We start from the raw sequence: 19335 nt of genomic DNA, 5'->3' as shown, positions 1-19335 counted from the left end.
CGTGGTTAGATCCTCGGGACAGGCCCGAGGATGACGCGGCGATCGAACTTCAGAGCAGGTAATCCGGCTCGAAACGGCCTTTGACGTTGATGCCGAGATCGATCAGGTTGCCGGCTTTCGGGTCTGCCTTGCGGGCTTCATCGTCCATTCCCTGCCAGGCGGATGTCACCAGCAGGCGTTCGGCATCTTTTCCGAAAAACGCCGGGCAGCTGGGCTGTTTCACCGGTACCTCGTAGCGGGCGAGCAGCGTGCCGTCGGGCGCATAGCTGTCCACCACGCCGGCACCCCAGCGCGCATTCCAGATCTTTCCTTCGGCGTCGCAGACCGCACCGTCCATCCCGCCCGGCTTGCCGTTGTTGTCGATCAGCACGGAAGGTTCGCCGGTCGGCAGGCCGGTGGCGGCATCGAGGTCCACGCGCATCAGCCGGTTGATCTTGGTATCGACGAAATAACCGGTGGCGCCATCCGGCGAAAAGCAGATGGCGTTAGTGATGCTGATATTGCCAAAAAGTTTTGTCACCGTGCCCCTGGCGACATGATAGATCGCGCCGGCCCCATCTTCGGCCTTGCGGCCCATCGTGCCGATCCACAAGGCACCGGACTGATGCACGCGGCCGTCATTGGAGCGGTTGCCGGGTTTTTCCGGCTCCAGTTCCAGATAGGGCGAAAATTCGCCGCTCACCGTATCGCGGATGAAAAGCCCCTTGTTGGAGGCGATCAGCTGCCGGCCGGTATCGATGCGGGCCAGCACGCTGCCCATGAACGGCAGGGTATGAACGCGGGTTTCGCCGCTTGCCGTATCGAGTTCATGCAGTTCCGAGCCAACGATGTTGAACCACCAGGCCTTAGCCGTATGCGGATCAAAAGTCGGGCCTTCACCAAGCTCGCTTGTGGCAGCCGAAAGAACGGAACCCTTGAACGGAATGATCTCTGCCGTCATGCCTCAGCCTCCCTTTTTCGCAGCGATGGCCGCATCATAGGCGGCGATCGTCACCTTGGCGCGCTCGCCGACTTCGGCCGCGCTCATGCCCGGCTTGTAGAGGCTGGAGCCGAGACCGAAGGCCAGAATGTTGGCATTGACGTATTCGCCAAAGTTGGCGTCGGAAACACCACCGACGGCGGCGATCACCAGTTCCGGCGGCAGCACGGCGCGGATCGCGGTAATGCCCGATGGGCCGAGCACGCTGGCGGGGAAAAATTTCAAACCCGTCGCACCGGCCTTCGCCGCTGCCAACGCCTCCGTTGCGGTAAACACGCCCGGCAGCGTCACCATGCCCTTGGCGGCGGCAGTTTCGATCACCGCCGGTTCCACATTCGGGCTCACCATCAGTTTGCCGCCTGCCGCTTCCAGCGAATTCACCTGCTCGACCGAAAGCACCGTGCCCGCACCGATCAGCACGTTTGCCGGCGCCAGTTTCGCCGCCGTCTCGATCGAGCGGAACGGATCGGGCGAGTTGAGCGGGATTTCGATCGCCGTAAAACCGGCCTCGATCAGCGTGCCGACCACGGCCTCCGCTTCTGTCGGTTTCAGGCCGCGAAGAATGGCCACCAGCGGGTGCTGCATCTGCGGAAACGGTACTCGGGTCATGGTCATGTCCTTATGCTCTATTGCCAAAAACGCTGCTGGCCGCCTGCGAAAGGCCGCGGCGCACCGCTTCGTCGGCGTCGATCGTGTTGTAGGGAAGATTGAGCGCATCGAAGGCCGCTTCGTAAAGCGCCTGAAGATGGCCGGACGCGATCAGCCTGATCGGCGCGTCGAGCTTTTTGCGCTGCCAGCCATCCGCCATGCCGCCGGCAATTTCCGCGCCGATCAGCGTGCCGGACAGGCGCGCGGCGGCACCGGTGGCATCCAGCCCGTCCAGCAACTGGCCGGAGCGTACGGTGAAGACCAGATTGGTGGCGCGGGCCGGCTGCGCGAATACCGCCTTGATCGCCGCCAGAAACACCGGATGGCTGCCATCGAATGTTTCGGCATCGGTCAGCGCATGTTGCAGGATCGAGTTTTTCGAAATGACGTCAAACAGTTCGCCGGTCATGAAGCTGGCAAAACCCGTCACCGTATCGCCCGAAAGCCGCACCCATTTCGAATGGGTGCCCGGCATGCAGAACAGTTGCTCGCCGGTCACGCTTTCATCGCGTGCGCCAAGCAGCTGGGTTTCTTCGCCGCGCATCACATCCGGAGCCACGCCGCGCTGGGCAATGCCGGGCAGGATGCGGATATCGCGGTTCGGATCAGGCACGATGGCGGCCGCCGTCAGCACCTTCGGCAGGGCGGCGGGCACATCCACATAACCGGCTTCCACCCAGCCCTGCCGCGCACCGGCCATGCCGCAGATGATCACCGGCAGGTTTTTTGGCGCAGAAAGAGCGGCCAGATGGTTTTCGAGAATGTCGGAAAAGCCGGTTCGGGCAGCAGTGGTCATGCCTTCGCCGCTGCGGCGTTCGCCGAGCACTGTGCCCTCGGCATCGATCAGCCACAGGCGAAAACTGCTGGTGCCCCAGTCAACGGCGGCATAGGCGGGCAAGCTGGTCACAAAATTCCTCCATCGACGATAATCCATTGGGCGGTCATGGCGGCGGATGCCGATGACGCCAGAAACAGGGTCGGGCCGGCCAGATCCTCGGCCACCAGCATGCGCTTCAGGCACTGGCGCTCGATCATCGCGGCGATCGACTGATCCGTCAGCCACAGACGCCTCTGCCGTTCGGTGACGATCATGCCCGGCAATATGGCGTTGACGCGGATATTGTCAGGCCCCAGCCGCCCGGCAAGGCTTTTGGTCAATCCGAGAATACCGGCCTTGGCGGTGGCATAGGCCGGCAGTTCGCCCATGTTGAGCATGAAGGCGATCGACGAAAAATTGACGATCGCGCCGCCGCCCTGTGCGCGCATATGCGGCACCGCCGCCTGTGCAGCAAAAAACACCGGCTTCAGGTTCACCGCAAGGTTTTCGTCCCAATAGCTGTCGGTGACGGTTTCCAGATCGTGCCGGTCGTCGCGGGCGGCATTGTTGACCAGCACATCCAGCCGGCCGAGCCGTTCTGCCGCCTCATTGACCGCGCCTTGCGCGGCGGCGACGTCGGAAAGATCGGCCTCGATGAAATGCACGGGATGCTGTGACGTGGCCGACAGCGCTTCTGCCAAGGCCCGGCTTTCCTCCACCGCGATATCGATGAATGCCACGCGCGCGCCTTGTGCGGCAAAGGCCGTGGTCAGCGCCGCACCGATGCCGGAGCCGCCGCCGGTGATGAGAACGCCACGTCCGGCCAGATCGGGATATTGGGCGACAGATGTCGACACGGGTCTCCTCCCAGAAACTCCAGTCCAATCAGTTCCATTAAATGGAACAGTGTTTGATTATTTGGAATAAGTCGGCTATGCCGGTAAAATTGTCAAGCCAGATTGCCGGGGATGCGGGTGGACGAAAAGGGTTTGCAGGCTGCGGCAAAAGGCACGCCACCGGCTGTCGATACCGGCACGCTCGGCAAGGCGATGGCGCTTGTCGAGATGGTGGCGGATGCGCCCGAACCTCTGCGCTTCACCGACATCCTCAATGCATCGGGCCAGCCGCGCGGAACGCTGCATCGCCAGTTGCGGCATCTGCTGGAAGAAGGGCTGATCGAGACCGATCGTGATGGCGCTTATGTGCCCGGCCTGCGCCTGTTGCGGCTTGCCTCGCGCGCATGGTCGCGCAACGAATTCCGCAAACTTGCCGCGCCGCATCTGCAGGTGCTGCACGAGGCGACCGGCGAAACCGTGCATCTGGCGCTGCTGCGCGGCGCCGACGTGATCTATCTCGACAAGGTAGAGGCGCGCCAGGCGGTGCGCATGCATTCGCTGATCGGCAATGCCTCACCGGCCTATTGCACCGGCGTCGGCAAGGCGGCGCTTTCGACGCTGACGGATGAGGAGGTTCGCGGCCGCCTCAAAGGCGTTGCGTTCGAGCGTTTTACCGACAGCACCCATGTCGATCTTGTGTCGCTTCTGTCAGATCTGCGCGAGATCAGACAGCGCGGTTTTGCCTATGATCTGGAAGAACATCAGCCGGGTATTCGTTGTGTCGCCGCATCGATCTGTGTGGCCGGGCAGAATATACTTGCCGGTGTTTCTGTCACGGCACCGGCCTATCGTATCGGGGAGGGCGTGCTGGACGGGTGGTCCGGCCCGCTTCGGGCTGCCGCAGAAGCGATCACGCGGGATGTTCGGGCAGGTCTGGCGCCGCGACGCTAACTATATCCGCTCACTTCCGCGTAATTCGCGAGAAAAAATACAACAAATGTTTGCAAAACTAATCATGTGTCATCATTGTCGATCGCATTGCGAATAGAGTGATAATCGTCTCACGACGAACGAACGAACGAAAAAGTCGAATGGGGGCGCTTGGGTTCGGCTGCAGGTTCTGCGTGACCGAGTGACGGCGAAAAAGAAAAAAATGAGACAAGTAGACATGGAAAATCTGGGCGAGCCTGGAAACGGGGGCGTCGATATTGCCGAAATTCCTGCGCTGAAAACACAGTTCGATCTCTTCCGCTTCATGAAGCGGTTGACGGAGACCTATCGGCAGCGGGCATTCATGGTGATGAACCTGCCGGCGGCGACGGCGACGGAACTGGCGGGCAACACCATCATCACCAACTGGCCGGCGGAATTGTTGACGGCGTTCGATCAGGGCAGAATGTTGACCAGCAGCACCCTGGTACGCAAGCTGCGGCGCACCTCGGCACCATTCGCCTATGATCTCGATCAGGTCACCAAGGCCAGCGGCAATGCCGTGGCCAAGGCCATGTTCGAGCGCTTCAATCTGGTGCGGGGCGGCTATTTCCCGGTCCACGACATTTCCGGAAACCGAGGTGTCGTTTCGATCATAGGCGACGGCCCGGCTTTCTCCAGGCAGCAGATGATGGAGTTGAGTTATATCTCAATCCACGTCTTCGAGCGTCTGTCGGATATCCGCAGCCTCGATGTGCGGGTGGCCGAACAGTTGAGCGACCGCGAACTGGATTGCCTGAACTGGACCGCAGCCGGCAAGACCAGCAGCGAGATCGCCGGCATTCTCGGCCTCTCCGAGCACACCGTGAACCACTATCTCAACCGCGCCACCAAGAAACTCGATACGGTCAACCGCACCCAGGCGGTGGCCAAGGCGCTGCGTGTCGGGCTGATCAAATAGGAAGCGTGTGCGCCGCAGCAGAAAGCGTCATTCTGCTTAAAAAACAGACGCATCCCGCAATGCACAGTTTGCAATGCGCAAAAAGTAATAAGGGTCTAGAATTAACTTTCTGATTTAAAAGACAATTTTTGCTATTGTACAAACTGGCACGTTCCCTGCATTATAGAGGTCAGGTCCAGAGGGGACTGGAAGCGCACCAAGAGGCGCGACAAGAAGAAAAAGCCGCCGTCGGCTTCCAGCGCGCCTTAAATGGCCTTGCGCGGAAGCTGGCGGCGGTTTTTTTATCGCCCTGTTTATTTGGCGGCTCTCCTTTATTTGCTTACCCGCAATCACGAACTATAAGCCGGACTGTATAGCGGCAGTGATCCGCGCAGCGCTGATGCGGACCATTACGCGTGAAGACCATGAGGAGCGGCCATGACAGACGTCACCAAAGAACAGGTTCTGGAAACGCTGTCGAAAGTGCGCGGGCCGGATCTTGAGGGCGATATCGTTTCGCTCGGCATGGTCTCGGATGTCTTCATCTCCGATGCAAAAGTCTATTTCTCCGTCAGCGTTCCGGCTGAGCGCGCCAAGGAGCTGGAACCGTTGCGGGCTGCGGCCGAACGCATCGTCAAAGGCATTCCCGGCGTGAAGGGCGTGCTCGCCACGCTGACCGCCGACCGCAAGGCCGGTTCCGCGCCGCCACCGCGCCCGCAAGCCGCGCCCTCCGGCCAAGCCCACCCGCATCCGCCGGCAGGCGGCGCTCCGGCCAAGCCCGCCAAATCGGGCGTGCCCGGTGTCGGTGCCATCATCGCCGTGGCCTCGGGCAAGGGCGGCGTCGGCAAGTCCACCACCGCCGTCAATCTGGCGCTCGGTCTTCTGGCCAATGGTTTGCGCGTCGGCCTGCTCGATGCCGATATCTATGGCCCGTCTGTGCCACGTCTGTTGAAAATCTCCGGTCGTCCCGAACAGATCGATGGCAAATACATCAAGCCGATGGAAAACTATGGCCTGAAAGCCATGTCGATGGGTTTTCTCGTCGACGAGGAAACCGCGATGATCTGGCGCGGCCCGATGGTGCAGTCGGCGCTGTTGCAGATGCTGCGCGAAGTCGCCTGGGGTGAACTCGATGTTCTCGTGGTCGACATGCCGCCGGGCACCGGCGATGTGCAACTGACCATGGCGCAGCAGGTGCCGCTGGCCGGCGCCGTCATCGTCTCGACCCCGCAGGATCTGGCGCTGATCGATGCCCGCAAGGCCGTCAACATGTTCCGCAAGGTGGAAATCCCGCTTCTCGGCATCGTCGAGAACATGAGCTATTTTCTCGCCCCCGATACCGGCAACCGCTACGACATTTTTGGCCATGGCGGCGCGAAAGCCGAAGCGACGCGCATCGGCGTGCCTTTCCTCGGCGAGGTGCCGCTGACGATGGAAATCCGCGAACGCTCCGATGCCGGCACGCCGGTGGTGGCCGCCGTACCGGATGGCCCCTCGGCTGCGATCTACCGCGATATCGCCACGGCGGTCTGGGCGCAGGTGTCCGGTCGCCCGCAGCGCAAGGCGCCGGCGATCGTGTTTGAGTGATGTGTAAGGGGAGGGCGGCAACCGTCGTGTTTGCAGCAAGTCCCCCTCTGGCCTGCCGGCCATCTCCCCCACAAGGGGGGAGAAAACTTGTGGCAACCGCCTGCCTCAATTGAGCTTCGGCGGTCAGGCTGGGTTAAGCCCTCCCCCTTGTGGGGAGGGTGGGGAGGGGTTTTGTTACTCGGAGCGTTTCCTTATGGAACCGTCCTTCGTTTTTACCGTTTTCGCATCCGCTGACGCCGTGGAGAAACTATCTTGATCAATGCCTATCATTCCCACGGTTCGGTCACGCCGATGGCAATCGAGAGCAATCAGACCACGCTCGCCGACGATATCGTCTGGCTCGATCTGCTCGATCCGACGCCGGAAGAGGATCGCTATGTCGAGCAGCTGCTCGGCATCCAGGTCCCGACCCGCGCCGAGCTGAAGGATTTTGAGCCTTCCAGCCGGCTCTATATCGAAAAGAATGCCGTCTATATGACCGCCTCGCTGGTCTGGAAGGCCGATTCCGACAGTCCCGAAATCACCGATATCGCCTTCATCCTCACCGGCGGCAGGCTGGTGACGGTGCGTTATGCCGATCCAAAGTCGTTCAAGCTGTTTACCGCCGAATTGTGCCGCAAACCCGCCGAGGCGCCGTGGGTGGGCAAGATGCTGCTTGCTCGCCTGCTGGAAACCATCGCCGATCGCACCGCCGAAATCCTCGAGAGCGCCGTCCTGCATATCGACGAACTGTCGAAGGACATTTTTCGCCCGCGCGCCACGCGCCGGCCGCCGCAGTTTCTCGAAAACAAGCTCGCCGATATCGCCGCCCACCACCGACTGATCAGCAAGGTGCGTGACAGTCTCGGTTCGCTGTCGCGCATGCTGACATTTTTGCTCAATGTGCCGCAGATCCATCACCACCCGGAAATCGAGGATCTCTGCAAGACAGTGGCGCATGACATTGCGACGCTGTCGGAACATGCCGGTTTCGTGTCCAGCAATATCGGTTTTCTTCTCGATGCCTCGCTCGGCCTGATCAGCGTCGAGCAGAATTCCATCATCAAGATCTTTTCCATCGCCTCGGTCGTGTTCCTGCCGCCGACATTGGTCGCCTCCATCTACGGCATGAATTTCGAACATATGCCGGAACTCAGCTGGACGATCGGTTATCCGCTGGCACTTCTCGGCATGGTGCTTTCCGCCATCATTCCGTTTTTCTTCTTCCGCTGGAAAGGCTGGCTGTAAGCCCGTCCTCTAGCCGATAACCACACGGTTTTCCTTCACATTTCTGCCCATTATGCGGCGTGGCGAAAAGGTCGCGCCGCGCTGACGTTTATGTGAGATCGCTAAAACCCCAGCGTTTGCAGGGGCTCCCCACGGCCGCGTTAACCGCTCATCAAGGTTAATGATTCATCTTCAAGGCATCGATTTGCCTTTCAGCCTGCCATACGGCCTGTTGCCTTGGAGTACCCGGTTTTGCGTTCGATCAGCGTTTTGCGTCGCAAGTCCTCGTTCCGTATGGAAGGGTGGACATCCCCCGCCGTTTTTGGCCTTGCCGCCTGGCTCGTGTTTCCCGCCGTTCCGTCGAATGGCGATCTCACCGATCTTCTGTCCGGTTTCGAGCGTGACGGTGCCCAGTGGCGCATGGTCATGACCAATTCGCCGGCCGGTTCCATCCACAATGCCGAACTGGCGTTTCCCAATGCCACGGGCAAATTCGGTGACGCCGGCATGCAATTGCCCGATGGCCGCAAGGTTGCCTTTGTCGGCAATGGCAAGGCGAATGCGGAAAAGGACAATCCCGGCGACGGCACGACCGACGAGGAGCGCGTCAACCGCGGTGCCAAGAAGGGTCGCGTGCTGGCGGTGGAGCGTATGCAGCCGCCAAAGGCCTTTACCGCCGGCTCCGTTCTGCAGCGCACCAGCTATCTGTTCAGCCAGCCCGAAAAGGGCACGGAAAAGGTCGCCTTCGCCAAGCCCAAGAAGGGCGAAAAGGCCGTCGAGCTTGCCGCCTTCTATTTCCGCAAGAAGGAAGACAAGGTGATCGAGGGCGGCATGGACCCGATGATCGCCAAGCTGGTCACCAACAGCAATCCGGATATTCTCGCCACCGCCTATGCGCCGGCAAAGCCTGATTATTCCCGTCAGTCGCCTTTCGACGCCATCCTCAACGATCCGTCGAAATCCGATCCGAATGCCGGCCGGTTCGTGCCGGAAATCGGCCCGAAGGACCACGCCTGGGCGGCAACGGCGCTGCCCGCCGCAGCCTTTTCGCCCAAGGAACAGCAGTGCCTCGCCTCCGGCATCTATTTCGAAGCGCGCGGAGAATCGGTCAAAGGGCAGGCGGCTGTCGCCCAGGTCATTCTCAACCGCGTGCGCAACCCGGCCTATCCCGATACGATCTGCGGCGTGGTTTACCAGAACGAGGATTGGCGCAACCGCTGCCAGTTCTCCTTCGCCTGTGACAACATCAAGGATCGTGTCCGCTCCGAGGAACACTGGAAGATGGCCCGCGAAGTCGCCATGGCCGTCACCGCCGGCAAGATCTGGCTGACGGAAGTCGGCTCCGCCACCCATTATCACGCCGTTTACGTGCGCCCCGGCTGGGCCCGTTCCATGCAGAAGGTGGGTCGCATCGGACTGCATGTGTTCTACCGCACCCATGGCGGCGGCTGGAGCTGAGCCGCGGCCGACCTGCGACCGATTCCCTCGCAAACTTGGCTCCTCCTCTCCCGAAAACGACTAAAGCACTGATTTCCATCGGTTAATTTGTACTGGATGAAGCGTCTGCAACGCCTTGACTATGAGGGCGGGCAAAACTATGTTGCGGCGACTTCAAAACGGGCCTTCAGGCGCGATTTCCTCGGGCCCAGGCATCTCTGGACCGGCTTGCCGGGACGGGATGGGGAGAGGATGACGCGAATGACGGACGACCGGGACGAAGGTCTGGAGCAGCGCCGAAAGCGCTTGACCGCGGAACTTGCGGGAAAGCGTGTGGACGACGCGGCAGGGGTGGCGAGGGAAGAGCAGTCGGAGGCAAGCCGCAAAGGCATGGCTCTCGGACTGAAAATATCCTCCGAATTCATAGCTGCGATCGCGGTTGGCGCTATGCTGGGCTACGTCCTCGGACTGGTTTGGCCGGCTTCGAAGCCGTGGGGGCTGATCATTCTGCTCCTTCTTGGTTTCTGTGCCGGTGTGCTGAATGTGCTTCGTTCAGTTGGAATGGTGGCGCCGTCACCGTTTTCCGACAAGGACGGAACAGGTAAAGACTGAAAAGAAGCGGCGCGAGCCGTTTCACATGAAGAGAATACAAAGCGCGGTATGCGCGGCGAAGGAAGAGGGTAAGCGGTGGCAAACGATCCGATCCATCAGTTCCAGATCTCCAAGATCGTTCCGATCGAGATCGGCGGCGTCGACCTGTCGTTCACCAATGCATCGCTGTTCATGGTCGCCACCGTCGCGGTTGCCACCGGCTTCCTGTATTTCGCATCCGCCTCCAAGAGCCTGATCCCGGGTCGTGCGCAGTCGGTTGCCGAAATGTCCTATGAATTCATCGCCAACATGCTGCGCGAAGGCGCAGGCAGCCACGGCATGAAATTCTTCCCGCTGGTCTTTTCGCTGTTCATGTTCGTTCTGACTGCGAACCTGCTCGGCATGTTCCCGTATTTCTACACGATCACCAGCCAGGTCATCGTCACCTTCGCACTGGCCCTTCTGGTCATCGGCACGGTCGTCGGTTACGGCTTCTACAAGCACGGCCTGCATTTCCTCAAGGTGTTCGTGCCGTCGGGCATTCCGGGCGTGCTTCTGCCGCTGGTCGTGCTCATCGAAATCATTTCCTTCCTGTCGCGTCCGATCTCGCTCTCCGTTCGTCTTTTCGCGAACATGCTCGCAGGTCACATCACGCTGAAGGTTTTTGCAGGCTTCGTTGCTTCGCTCAGCACGCTCGGCGCGCTTGGCATCGGAGGCGCGATCCTGCCGCTCATCATGACCGTCGCTCTGACCGGTCTCGAATTCCTCGTCGCCTTCCTCCAGGCCTACGTCTTCGCGGTACTGACTTGCATGTACCTCAACGACGCAGTTCACCCCGGCGGGCACTAAGGATAACTACCCATTGGCGTCCTGAAGGCGTCAGTCATCAGCCGCAACACCCATTCTAAGGAGATCATCATGGAAGCGGAAGCAGCAAAGTTCATCGGCGCAGGTCTCGCTTGCTTTGGTATGGCCGGCACGGCCCTCGGCCTCGGCAACATCTTCGGCAGCTACCTCTCTGGCGCCCTGCGCAACCCGTCTGCCGCTGACAGCCAGTTCGGCCGTCTGGTATTCGGCTTCGCCGTTACGGAAGCTCTGGGCATCTTCTCGCTGCTCATCGCGCTCCTGCTGCTTTTCGCAGTTTAATTCGCGGCGAACTGATTGCATACGGATGGCGGCGGCTCCTTTGAGGGTGGCCGCCATCTTCGATATTCGAATTCCACCTGGAGGTGATGATGCTCGTGACACCGGCACATGCGCAGACCGCGCCGGACGCCACACAGACGCCGGTTGCACCGGGCGCCGCTCCTGCGGCCGAAGTGCATACCGAAACTGGTGTTGCTCATGATGGCGCCCATGCTGGCGGCGTATTCCCGCCTTTCGACAGCGCCCATTTTGCTTCGCAGCTTCTGTGGCTCGTCATCACTTTCGGCCTGTTCTTCCTTCTGATCCAGAAGGTTCTCGGCCCGCGTCTCGCAGCGATCCTGACGGATCGCCATGACCGCATCGCCGCCGATCTTGCCGAAGCCGGCCGCATGCAGGCCGAAGCCGATGCAGCCGTCGAGACCTACGAAAAGGAACTGGCAGCTGCACGCGCCAAGGGCGCTGGCATTGCCGATGCAGCCCGCGAAGCCGCCAAGACCAAGGCAGCCGCCGACCGCGCCGCAATCGAAGCGGAACTCTCCGCCAAGCTTGCAGCCGCAGAAGCCAGCATTGGCGAGATCAAGGCCAAGGCCTTTGCAAACGTCGGCGATATCGCTTCCGAAACAGCATCGGTCATCGTCGACCAGCTGATCGGCGCCAAGGCCACCGATGCCGAGATCAAGACCGCGGTCACTGCCGCCAAGCAGGGAGCCTGATCCATGGCTTTTGACGCAACATTTTACGCTCTCGTCGGCCTGATCCTTTTCCTCGCGCTGATTGCCTATCTGAAGGTTCCGGGCATGATGGGCCGCTCGCTGGACAAGCGCGCCGCCAACATCCGCGAAGAGCTGGACGAAGCCAAGCGTCTGCGTGAAGAAGCCCAGGCGCTGCTGGCCGAATACCAGAAGAAGCGCAAGGAAGCCGAACAGGACGCCGCCAACATCGTTGCTGCCGCCGAACGCGAAGCCGCAGCGCTGGCCGCTGAAGCAAAGCAGAAGACGGAAGAATTCGTCGCCCGCCGCAACGCGCTTTCGGAACAGAAGATCCGCCAAGCTGAAACCGACGCGATCAACTCGGTCCGCTCGGCCGCCGTCGATCTCGCAGTCGCTGCCGCCGAAAAGGTGATCGCCGCCAAGACCGATGCCGCAACGCAGAAGGCTCTCTTCTCCGACGCCGTCGCACAGGTGAAGACACGTTTGAACTGATCGCTTTGATCGGGTTTAAGTTTGAAAGCCGGGTGGTGACGCCCGGCTTTTTTGTTGTTTTGGTATGGACAAGTGTCTGACAGCACGTCGGTGCAAGCGCCTTAAATGAAGAGCGCGTCAGTTAACCTCATTGGCACAATAAACTGGTGAACCGGGCGGGTGGACAATACACACAGCGGCGCAATGTCATATCTGGCCGTTGGGAAACTCCATGAGCGTCGCAGGTTACCTGGTAAACGCCCTTTTATTGGCCTGCTTTATGCTCGGTTCGGTCAGTCCGTTTCTGCCACTGGGGCTTGCCTGGAGGGCGGCGGCCCTGGCGGCGCTGGCATTTCTGGCAGGTGAGCTTATTTCCGGACCGATTGCGGCTCCGAATATTTCGGACGCGGTAGGCGAAGCCATCAAGGCATTGTTTATGATGGCAATTGCCACGGCGATGGCAATTCGCTTCGCCATCGCCGCGGCGCTCAAATATCTCACTCTCGAATCACTGGGTTTGTTTTCAGACGCCCGCCCGTATCGATGGGTAGACTATGTGCTTCTGGCAGCGATTGGCGGTAATGCCGGCTTCTATATCACAATCAAGATTGCATCCGCATTGGGCGGAAGTTCCGGCGGTTACATGCTGGATATCAGTATTGCTGTAGCCATGGGCGTGATGGGCGTAGCGATTGCTTTTTGGCGACCGAAACATGTCTGGTTACCGGTCGGGGCCGCTTTCTGGGTTTCGGCATCCATCTCTTTTTATGGATCATGGCAAACACAAAGGATTATTGATGGAGCAGAAAAGCTTGCCGAAGGGCGCCCTTGGTGCCTGATCACACCGTCGGGATGGCGCAATCGTAGTCCCAGGATTGATGACATCGGTTTTTTCTCTCTTCGCAAAGAGAATGATGGTGCGCATTTAATTGCGCTCGTGCGCGACAAGAACAATTTTGTTGTGGCGGATTGGTCCATCCGGCAGCAACGCTTCAATAAAAGTACGCGTGGCGCCTATGGCTCCTGTTTTCCTCAAACTACTCATTCTCGAGCCTTGCTTGAGAATGACATTGAGGATCAGGTCTTTGCAATTGGGGCATACATCTTCTCTGTGCCTACGGAGCTGAGTGCCACCGCGACACCTGAAGTACTGAGAATTTCGGCTGTTGCCTCCGAAAAAAACAGGGTGGTGTTGCCCCGTGGGTTCAAAGACGCAACGCTTAGCTTCCGTGATCCAACACCACGCATTCCGCGACTTAGTAAGCCGCTGTCTACATTGAGCGATTTTTCAGAATTAGACGTTCAAACAATGTTGCGTGGAGAAACCATCACTTTTTCCGGCATGGATCCAAAATCGGCCAGACATATGGTTCTAAGCTGCCTTTCCGGGTTGTTTTCGGAGCGGAGATGTAACGTGACGGCAACGGGCACGGTTGAAACCTATACGTTTTCGTTGCCGCTCAATGAGTTGAAGAACTGGTCTGAAGCTACCGATGAAATCGCCGCCTTGTTCGACAGGCTGAAGGTCATTGAGCAGTAATATTAATCATCAGAAATCCACCTCATCCTTCTTCAACGGCCGAAAACTCATCCGGTGTAGCACGCACGGCCCGTGCGCCTCGATAGCGCCCCGGTGCTGCGCCGTGCCATATCCCGCATGTCCTTCAAACCCATAGGCAGGCCACACAGCGCCGGCCCGCGCCATCATGCGGTCACGCGTCACCTTGGCAACGATGGAAGCGGCGGCGATGGAGACCGAGCGGGCATCGCCCTTGATGACGGCGCGGCCCGCGCAGGTGATGCCCGGCACAACGTCGCGACCATCCGAGAGCACGAGGGCAGGGGGCGTTTCCAGCCCCGCCACCGCGCGCCGCATGGCATCAAGGCTGGCGCGCAGAATATTCATGTCGTCGATCCGTTTCGGGCCGGATGAGGCAATCGACACCTGAGCAGTAGCGATGATCGCATCGAACAGTTTTTCGCGCTGTTTCAGGCTGAGTTTTTTCGAATCGTTCAGCCCTGCCGGGATGTTGTGCGGGTCGAGAATGACGGCGGCGGCAACGACCGGGCCTGCGAGCGGGCCACGACCGGCCTCATCGGTGCCGGCCACCGGCCAGAGACCTTCGGCGCGTGCGGCGTCCTCGATGCTGAAATCGGGTTTCAGCGGCAGGGGATCGAACAGTTTGGGAGAATCGGGCGGCGTGCTTCTTTTCATGGCGGCGAAAATCGCACGCCGACCCGATCTCCTGCAAGCCCCGGCATAACGGCGGCAACGTTTCCTCGCCAAGGGGCGGCGAGAGCCGGGGTTTTTCGAGACGGAAAGCGGCGGTGGACCGTGTCGAAATTCTTTGTCTGTAGGCGCTATGGAAAAGCTGATTGAAGGATCGACAGTGCGCCCATCCGATCTCCCCCCATGTGGGGGAGATGCCCGGCAGGGCAGAGGGGGGTAATCCTGGCGCAAATGCCTCTACGCCCCATCTGCCGCACTGTTGCTTACCCCCCTCTGTCACCTTTCGGTGACATCTCCCCCACATGGGGGGAGATCATTGGGAGCAAGCCACACCCTCTCTCAACTCATCAGCAATTTCCTTATTTCAAAGGAGGCCTGCCCTCATAACAACGACAACTGCACGCCCCCTCCATCCGGCCGCACAAACAGATCGTCGCGCAAGGACATGCCGCGCCGGGCCAGACCCAGTCGTTTGGTCGCCATCTCGAAACGGCGGCCGATCTGCCAGGCATAGGGACCTGCCCCCTTCATGCGCTTGGTGAAGTCGGCATCGTAATCCTTGCCGCCGCGCATCGAGCGCACCAGGTTCATCACATGCCGGTAGCGGTCCGGGTAGTTCTGCAGCAGCCAGTCGCGAAACAGCGGCGCCACTTCCAGCGGCAGGCGCAGGAGAACATAACTTGCCTCGCGAGCACCGGCGGCGTGTCCCGCCTCCAGTACCCGTTCGATCTCGTGATCGTTGAGCGCCGGAATGACCGGCGACACCATCACCGCCGTCGGAATGCCGGCCTCGGTCAGCGTCCTGATCGTGTCCAGCCGGCGGGACGGCGTCGCGGCGCGCGGCTCCATGCTCCGCGCCAGCTTGCGGTCGAGCGTCGTCACCGAAATCCCCACCTTGGCCAGCCCCCTCGACGCCATGTCGGAAAGAATGTCGATATCGCGGGTGATCAGCGATCCCTTGGTGACGATCAGCACCGGATGATTGGCCTTCTGCAGCACTTCGAGAAGCTGTCGCATGATGCGCCACTCCTTTTCGATCGGCTGGTAGGGGTCGGTATTGGTGCCGATGGCGATCGGCCGCACCTTGTATTCCGGGCGGCTGAGTTCCCGCTCCAGCAGTTTGGGCGCATCCGGCTTGGCAAACAGTTTCGCCTCGAAATCCAGCCCCGGCGAAAGCCCCATATAGCTGTGGGTGGGCCGGGCGAAACAATAGATGCAGCCATGCTCACAGCCGCGATAGGGATTGATCGAGCGGTCGAAGCCGATATCGGGACTGTCATTGCGGGTGATTGCCGTGCGCGGCTTTTCCACCTGCACTTCGGTGCGGAAAGGCTCGAGTTCCTCCAGCGACTGCCAGCCGTCGTCAAAAGCCTCGCGGCGCTGTTCCTCGAAACGGCCGCTCGGGTTGATGCCCGCACCACGTCCACGCCGCCGATCGATCTCGATCCTGAGACCGGAGGCGCTCACCAGTGCGTTGGCAATATCTGCCGTATGGCCAGGTGCTAGCGCACCCTGCCTGAGGTCTGACAGCTCGTTCATCGGAATCTCCCGCGGCAGGCATTGCGCCACCGCTGTGACTGAATTGCTATCGGACAAATGAGAACATTGCAAGAACAAAATTGCGAGAAACAGCGAGTGGCGTTTCATGCTGCGATGCGCTAACTGTCACGAATGCTGACTGTCCTCATGGAATGCCGCGATCAGGAATCGGAACTGGCACAGACCCTGTCCGTGCTTGTGGCGGGTGCCGTGGAAGGCCTCGTCAGCGATGTCGTGGTGCTCGATCACGGCTCGCGCGATGCCTCCGCAAGGGTGGCCGATGCCGCCGGTTGCCGTTTCCACACCCACTGGGATATCAAGGACATATTGCGATCCGTGCGCGGCGAATGGCTGCTTCTGATCGAGCCCGGCGCGCGGCCACAGATCGGCTGGATCGACGAGCTTGGCGAGCATGTGGCGATGAACCGGCAGCCGGCAAAATTCTCGCCGTCGCGCAATCACCGCCCGTCTTTTTTCAAGCGTCTGAGCCGTCGTGTGCCGCCGCTGGAATACGGTTTTGTTCTGCCGAAGAAACAGGCGATCGCACTCGCCAAATCCGGCATGCCGCTGTCGCAGCTGGCGCAAAACCAGAAGGCCTTTACGCTGATCAGCGAAATGGTGCCGGCCTGGGCTGCAAGGGGTTAGGTCGAGCGCAGGATTTATCGCTCCCAATCATTCGTTGATGCTCGATGTGGTTTTGAGAAAGTGTATTTTACCCCTGGGTTGAGGCGGCAGCAGCATGAAACATCATTTCGGAGACGTGCTCGATCGCAGCGGCGGGCACTGGACGGTTTTGCCGAATGTCGAGCGATATGCCTATCAAATGCCGGAATGGACGAGCGGACAAAAGCTGGTCTCCATCGCGACGATCAGCAGTGACGATGCCAACTGGGAGCTGATCGAGACATTCCCCAATCTTCAGGAACTGACGCTTCATTCGCCGAGCCACGAGCAGCTTGCGTTTGTCTCGAGGCTTTGGCGTCTCAAGCGTCTGCGGATCACGCACGCAAGACCGAAGGATATCGGCTTTCTGGCGCGTCTTCAGAATCTGGAGGAGGTAATCCTGGAATATGTGTCCGGCTTCAGTGATATTTCGCCCCTCGCAGAGTTGAAGCAGTTGAGAGCGCTGCATCTTGAAAACCTGAGGCGTGTCTCGGATTTTTCAGGTCTGAAGGGTGCCGGCAGCCTGAAATATCTGAGCATTCACGGAACCTTCGATCGGCCTCAGCCGGTCGACAGTTTTGAGTTTCTGTCCTCGCTGGATGGTCTGGAACATCTGGGGCTGCATCTCATCAAGGGGCCGAAAGTGGATCAGCCATTATCGCCCATCAGGGCATTGCCCAATTTGCGAAAGCTGGATGTTTCCATGCATACGTTTCCACTGGAGGTTTTCGCCTGGGTTGAAGCAAATTGCCCGCGTGTGGATGGAGCGGTGCGGCCGGCATTTTATAAATCCGGCGGAAACATCGAGGAAATTGTCGAAAGAGACATTCGTTTTCGAATGCCCATCGAGGAGTTCGATCGTTTCGAAGATCTGTTTGTCGGCTCGGATGGCAAGAGATACGAGCGCGTTCCCCATCAGGCACTTTTGCTGGGTCGTGGTCAGCGCCGGCTGACGGGCGCACAGGACAAAATCGATAAAGCATGCGAATTGCACGCACAGAGTTACAAAAAGCTTGTGGCTGAGTTTTCGGACGGCTGACTGCAGTGCAGCAGGAGGCTTTACCCGACATCACTGGGTCTGGCCTGCCCCTCACGCCTTGCCCGTGCCGCGCTTCAGATGCTCATCCAGCCGCGGCAATATCTCGATGAAATTGCAGGGCATGTGGCGATAGTCCAGCTGCGGTTTCAATATGCCGTCCCAGGCATCCTTGCAGGCGCCGGGGGAGCCGGGCAGAACAAAGATATAGGTGGCATTGGCAACGCCGGCCGTGGCACGCGACTGGATGGTCGAGGTGCCGATCTTGTCGTAGGAGATGCGGTGGAACACGGCGGAAAAGCCTTCCATTCGCTTTTCGAACAGCGGCTCGATCGCTTCCGGTGTCACGTCGCGGCCGGTAAAGCCGGTGCCACCGGTGGTGATGACCACATCGATATTGTCGTCCTCGCTCCACGCCTTCACCTGCGCGGCGATCTGCCCCTTGTCGTCGGGCACGATGGCGCGGCCTTTGAGCACATGGCCGGCCTCGGTGATGCGCGAAACCAGCGTGTCGCCGGAACGGTCGTCGTCCAGCGTGCGGGTGTCGGAGACGGTCAACACGGCAATGCCGACGGGAATGAAAGGGCGGCTTTCGTCGATCCGGTTCATGGGTATCCTCCGTGCTGTTTTCAGGCAGACATGGTGCTGGTGGCGCAGAAATACCAGTGCGGACGCTCGGCGGCGAGCGACGATGCGGCTGCCTGTGCTTCTTGCAAACTGCGGAAAATGCCAAAGCAGGTGGCGCCGGAGCCGGACATGCGCGACAGCAGCGCACCGCGATCATCGAGCATAAACCGCAGCGTGGCGATCTCGGGAACGAGCGTGGTGGCCGCCGGCTCCAGATCGTTGCGCAAGGCGCTCAGGCAATCGATCCAGTCACTGAGCGTATCGGAGGAGGGCAGCGGGCCGACCGGCGGATTGTCGCGGTTCTGCAGCGCCTTGAAGATGGCCGGTGTCGACACGCCGATCAGCGGATTGCCAAGAACCAGCGCCATGGCCGGCATCTGCGGCAGAGGGGCAATCTCCTCACCGATGCCGCGCGCGGCCAGCGGCTGGCCGGCAAAACACATCGGCACATCTGCCCCCAGAGACAGGGCGAGCGCGGTTCCTTCCTGAGGCTCCAGGTCGGCGTTCCACACGCGCAGCAACCCATGCAGGGCAGCGGCCGCATCGGCAGAGCCGCCACCGATGCCGGAGGCGACGGGCAGGTTCTTTTCGAGATAGATGGCGACAGGTGGAGTGTCGATGCCGGCTGCGGCAAGACGCTGGCGCAGGCCGTCACGGGCTTGCAGCACCAGATTGTCGGATGGCTGACCCAGCGCATCGGCAAACCGGCCGGAGACGGAGAACGTGTCTTCACCGGCCGCAGAAATCTGCAGCCGGTCGCCGGTGTCGCAAAAGGTCACGACACTGTCGAGCAGGTGATAGCCATCGGCACGCCGGCCGGTGACATGCAGCGCGAGATTGATCTTGGCTCGCGCCACTTCCGTCACGACTGGCATTTCGGTCATGCGTTACGGGCCGCCGTCAGTTGCCAGTGCCGGGCAGGTCGAGAACCTGGCCCGGAAA

21 protein-coding genes are annotated in these 19335 nt (G+C 60.2%); 13 read left to right on the top strand and 8 right to left on the bottom strand.

What is annotated here, in order from left to right; all coding sequences use genetic code 11:
- Positions 1–49: 49 nt before the first annotated feature.
- The 4 genes from AAIH70_RS04295 to AAIH70_RS04280 are packed head-to-tail and all read right to left on the bottom strand — an operon-like array spanning position 50 to position 3301.
- Positions 50–940 carry an SMP-30/gluconolactonase/LRE family protein gene (locus tag AAIH70_RS04295; protein WP_430033232.1) on the bottom strand — a complete coding sequence of 297 codons (891 nt, stop codon included), beginning with the start codon at positions 938–940 and terminating at the stop codon, positions 50–52.
- A gap of 3 nt (positions 941–943) precedes the next feature.
- On the bottom strand, positions 944–1588 hold the full coding sequence (locus AAIH70_RS04290) for a 2-dehydro-3-deoxy-6-phosphogalactonate aldolase (protein WP_132272813.1): 645 nt from the start codon (positions 1586–1588) through the stop codon (positions 944–946).
- A 10-nt stretch (positions 1589–1598) separates the two neighbouring features.
- The gene (locus tag AAIH70_RS04285) at positions 1599–2534 is read right to left on the bottom strand and encodes a 2-dehydro-3-deoxygalactonokinase (protein ID WP_245519093.1); all 936 of its coding nucleotides are present in this window, start codon (positions 2532–2534) and stop codon (positions 1599–1601) included.
- Positions 2531–3301 (bottom strand): SDR family NAD(P)-dependent oxidoreductase, encoded by a 771-nt coding sequence (locus AAIH70_RS04280; protein WP_132272815.1) that lies wholly within the window; start codon positions 3299–3301, stop codon positions 2531–2533. Before AAIH70_RS04280 ends, AAIH70_RS04285 begins: the two co-directional genes overlap by 4 nt.
- A gap of 111 nt (positions 3302–3412) precedes the next feature.
- On the opposite strand from AAIH70_RS04280, the gene AAIH70_RS04275 reads away from it, so the two are divergent.
- The 11 genes from AAIH70_RS04275 (at position 3413) to AAIH70_RS04225 (ending at position 13838) form a co-directional block, all read left to right on the top strand.
- On the top strand, positions 3413–4231 hold the full coding sequence (locus AAIH70_RS04275; protein WP_132272816.1) for an IclR family transcriptional regulator: 819 nt from the start codon (positions 3413–3415) through the stop codon (positions 4229–4231).
- 202 nt (positions 4232–4433) lie between these two features.
- Positions 4434–5171 (top strand): helix-turn-helix transcriptional regulator, encoded by a 738-nt coding sequence (locus tag AAIH70_RS04270; protein WP_245519094.1) that lies wholly within the window; start codon positions 4434–4436, stop codon positions 5169–5171.
- 417 nt (positions 5172–5588) lie between these two features.
- Positions 5589–6737, top strand: a complete 1149-nt coding sequence (locus AAIH70_RS04265; RefSeq protein WP_132272817.1) for an Mrp/NBP35 family ATP-binding protein — start codon at positions 5589–5591, stop codon at positions 6735–6737.
- 252 nt (positions 6738–6989) lie between these two features.
- Positions 6990–7964 (top strand): magnesium transporter CorA family protein, encoded by a 975-nt coding sequence (locus AAIH70_RS04260; RefSeq protein WP_430033226.1) that lies wholly within the window; start codon positions 6990–6992, stop codon positions 7962–7964.
- Between the two features lie 249 nt (positions 7965–8213).
- Positions 8214–9401: a cell wall hydrolase gene (locus AAIH70_RS04255; RefSeq protein ID WP_165932007.1), complete on the top strand. Its 1188-nt coding sequence runs from the start codon at positions 8214–8216 to the stop codon at positions 9399–9401.
- Positions 9402–9641: 240 nt separating this feature from the next.
- Positions 9642–9992 carry an AtpZ/AtpI family protein gene (locus tag AAIH70_RS04250; protein WP_132272818.1) on the top strand — a complete coding sequence of 117 codons (351 nt, stop codon included), beginning with the start codon at positions 9642–9644 and terminating at the stop codon, positions 9990–9992.
- A 75-nt stretch (positions 9993–10067) separates the two neighbouring features.
- On the top strand, positions 10068–10820 hold the full coding sequence (locus AAIH70_RS04245; RefSeq protein ID WP_132272819.1) for a F0F1 ATP synthase subunit A: 753 nt from the start codon (positions 10068–10070) through the stop codon (positions 10818–10820).
- A gap of 69 nt (positions 10821–10889) precedes the next feature.
- A complete protein-coding gene (locus tag AAIH70_RS04240; RefSeq protein ID WP_028750571.1) occupies positions 10890–11117 on the top strand; it encodes a F0F1 ATP synthase subunit C in 228 nt (75 codons plus the stop codon).
- 89 nt (positions 11118–11206) lie between these two features.
- Positions 11207–11830: a F0F1 ATP synthase subunit B gene (locus tag AAIH70_RS04235; protein WP_132272820.1), complete on the top strand. Its 624-nt coding sequence runs from the start codon at positions 11207–11209 to the stop codon at positions 11828–11830.
- 3 nt (positions 11831–11833) lie between these two features.
- The gene (locus AAIH70_RS04230; RefSeq protein ID WP_132272821.1) at positions 11834–12319 is read left to right on the top strand and encodes a F0F1 ATP synthase subunit B; all 486 of its coding nucleotides are present in this window, start codon (positions 11834–11836) and stop codon (positions 12317–12319) included.
- Positions 12320–12530: 211 nt separating this feature from the next.
- On the top strand, positions 12531–13838 hold the full coding sequence (locus tag AAIH70_RS04225) for a hypothetical protein (protein WP_132272822.1): 1308 nt from the start codon (positions 12531–12533) through the stop codon (positions 13836–13838).
- 9 nt (positions 13839–13847) lie between these two features.
- Here the strand turns inward: AAIH70_RS04225 and AAIH70_RS04220 are convergent, their stop codons facing one another.
- Positions 13848–14513, bottom strand: a complete 666-nt coding sequence (locus AAIH70_RS04220) for a ribonuclease HII (protein ID WP_132272823.1) — start codon at positions 14511–14513, stop codon at positions 13848–13850.
- A 396-nt stretch (positions 14514–14909) separates the two neighbouring features.
- Complete coding sequence (locus AAIH70_RS04215) at positions 14910–16067, bottom strand: PA0069 family radical SAM protein (protein ID WP_132272824.1); 1158 nt, start codon at positions 16065–16067, stop codon at positions 14910–14912.
- A 132-nt stretch (positions 16068–16199) separates the two neighbouring features.
- On the opposite strand from AAIH70_RS04215, the gene AAIH70_RS04210 reads away from it, so the two are divergent.
- Together AAIH70_RS04210 and AAIH70_RS04205 are read left to right on the top strand one after the other, a co-directional pair.
- The gene (locus AAIH70_RS04210; RefSeq protein ID WP_132272825.1) at positions 16200–16712 is read left to right on the top strand and encodes a glycosyl transferase; all 513 of its coding nucleotides are present in this window, start codon (positions 16200–16202) and stop codon (positions 16710–16712) included.
- A gap of 94 nt (positions 16713–16806) precedes the next feature.
- A complete protein-coding gene (locus tag AAIH70_RS04205; protein ID WP_207908237.1) occupies positions 16807–17769 on the top strand; it encodes a hypothetical protein in 963 nt (320 codons plus the stop codon).
- A gap of 51 nt (positions 17770–17820) precedes the next feature.
- Here AAIH70_RS04205 and moaB read toward each other — a convergent pair whose 3' ends face one another.
- Both moaB and AAIH70_RS04195 read right to left on the bottom strand, forming a co-directional pair.
- Entirely contained in the window at positions 17821–18375 is a 555-nt protein-coding gene (gene moaB, locus AAIH70_RS04200; RefSeq protein WP_430033218.1) for a molybdenum cofactor biosynthesis protein B, read from the bottom strand.
- 20 nt (positions 18376–18395) lie between these two features.
- Positions 18396–19277: a 4-(cytidine 5'-diphospho)-2-C-methyl-D-erythritol kinase gene (locus AAIH70_RS04195; RefSeq protein ID WP_245519095.1), complete on the bottom strand. Its 882-nt coding sequence runs from the start codon at positions 19275–19277 to the stop codon at positions 18396–18398.
- Between the last annotated feature and the right edge of the window lie 58 nt (positions 19278–19335).

It is taken from the genome of Neorhizobium sp. BT27B (assembly GCF_050455485.1).
In the GTDB taxonomy this organism is placed as follows: domain Bacteria; phylum Pseudomonadota; class Alphaproteobacteria; order Rhizobiales; family Rhizobiaceae; genus Neorhizobium.
Note: the sequence above shows the minus strand (reverse complement) of the source record. Positions and strands in the feature narration are given on the sequence as shown.

What these genes read in the sequence shown, in the direction of transcription:
- AAIH70_RS04265 (WP_132272817.1), top strand. Translation starts at nt 5,589, where the DNA reads ATGACAGACGTCACCAAAGAACAGGTTCTGGAAACGCTGTCGAAAGTG.
- AAIH70_RS04210 (WP_132272825.1), top strand. Translation starts at nt 16,200, where the DNA reads ATGCTGACTGTCCTCATGGAATGCCGCGATCAGGAATCGGAACTGGCA.
- AAIH70_RS04235 (WP_132272820.1), top strand. Translation starts at nt 11,207, where the DNA reads ATGCTCGTGACACCGGCACATGCGCAGACCGCGCCGGACGCCACACAG.
- AAIH70_RS04225 (WP_132272822.1), top strand. Translation starts at nt 12,531, where the DNA reads ATGAGCGTCGCAGGTTACCTGGTAAACGCCCTTTTATTGGCCTGCTTT.
- AAIH70_RS04215 (WP_132272824.1), bottom strand. Translation starts at nt 16,067, where the DNA reads ATGAACGAGCTGTCAGACCTCAGGCAGGGTGCGCTAGCACCTGGCCAT.
- AAIH70_RS04195 (WP_245519095.1), bottom strand. Translation starts at nt 19,277, where the DNA reads ATGACCGAAATGCCAGTCGTGACGGAAGTGGCGCGAGCCAAGATCAAT.
- AAIH70_RS04290 (WP_132272813.1), bottom strand. Translation starts at nt 1,588, where the DNA reads ATGACCCGAGTACCGTTTCCGCAGATGCAGCACCCGCTGGTGGCCATT.
- moaB (WP_430033218.1), bottom strand. Translation starts at nt 18,375, where the DNA reads ATGAACCGGATCGACGAAAGCCGCCCTTTCATTCCCGTCGGCATTGCC.
- AAIH70_RS04270 (WP_245519094.1), top strand. Translation starts at nt 4,434, where the DNA reads ATGAGACAAGTAGACATGGAAAATCTGGGCGAGCCTGGAAACGGGGGC.
- AAIH70_RS04295 (WP_430033232.1), bottom strand. Translation starts at nt 940, where the DNA reads ATGACGGCAGAGATCATTCCGTTCAAGGGTTCCGTTCTTTCGGCTGCC.
- AAIH70_RS04205 (WP_207908237.1), top strand. Translation starts at nt 16,807, where the DNA reads ATGAAACATCATTTCGGAGACGTGCTCGATCGCAGCGGCGGGCACTGG.
- AAIH70_RS04230 (WP_132272821.1), top strand. Translation starts at nt 11,834, where the DNA reads ATGGCTTTTGACGCAACATTTTACGCTCTCGTCGGCCTGATCCTTTTC.
- AAIH70_RS04275 (WP_132272816.1), top strand. Translation starts at nt 3,413, where the DNA reads ATGCGGGTGGACGAAAAGGGTTTGCAGGCTGCGGCAAAAGGCACGCCA.
- AAIH70_RS04220 (WP_132272823.1), bottom strand. Translation starts at nt 14,513, where the DNA reads ATGAAAAGAAGCACGCCGCCCGATTCTCCCAAACTGTTCGATCCCCTG.
- AAIH70_RS04250 (WP_132272818.1), top strand. Translation starts at nt 9,642, where the DNA reads ATGACGGACGACCGGGACGAAGGTCTGGAGCAGCGCCGAAAGCGCTTG.
- AAIH70_RS04240 (WP_028750571.1), top strand. Translation starts at nt 10,890, where the DNA reads ATGGAAGCGGAAGCAGCAAAGTTCATCGGCGCAGGTCTCGCTTGCTTT.